The following is a 669-nucleotide window of genomic DNA, read 5'->3' on the forward strand; positions in this document are numbered from 1 at the left end:
AGAACTGCAATTCCGTGGTACTGAATGGTAAACCCTTGCTTGAGGATCTTAAGCGCCTACTCGCTTGTGAGGTCTATCTGGAAAATGATGCAAACTGCTTTGCCTTAGCTGAAACACTTGCAGGAAGTGGCAAAGAAGGGTTCGGCGCACAAGTGCCAGAGATTAGCTTTGGCGTGATTCTTGGGACGGGTGTTGGTTCGGGCCTTGTCGTCAACGGAAAAGTGTTAGCTGGCTTACATAGCATTGCCGGGGAGTGGGGACATAACTGTCTGCCAGCTCTTGAGTTGGATAAATTACCCGAGCCAGAGAGAGGCAGGCTTTGCTATTGTGGTCGCAAAGACTGTATTGAAACCTACTTGTCGGGGCCAGGTTTAGCCATGAGCTATCATCTTAGGTACGCTCAGGTACTTAGCTCTGAAGAAATTATTTCGGCTATGAGAGCCAAAGATGCCAAGGCGGCAGATATTTGGCAAAGCTACTTGAACCAGCTGGCTGCTTCGCTTGCTCAGGTGGTTAATATACTTGACCCGCAGATCATTATTTTGGGCGGTGGCATGTCCAATATTATCGAGATCTATTCAGATATAAATGAGCGGATGGCAGCGCATGTATTTACCGAACACGCCAAAACCCCGATCGTTTGCGCAAAGCTCGGGGATTCGGCGGGTG

At 49.0% G+C, this 669-nt stretch carries 1 protein-coding gene; it reads left to right on the top strand.

Annotated elements, in window-relative coordinates; all coding sequences use genetic code 11:
• Positions 1 to 669, top strand: a 669-nt coding sequence (locus A3729_RS07910; protein WP_068633587.1) for an ROK family protein, incomplete at both ends; no start/stop codon positions are given.

This window comes from Oleiphilus sp. HI0043, assembly GCF_001634935.1.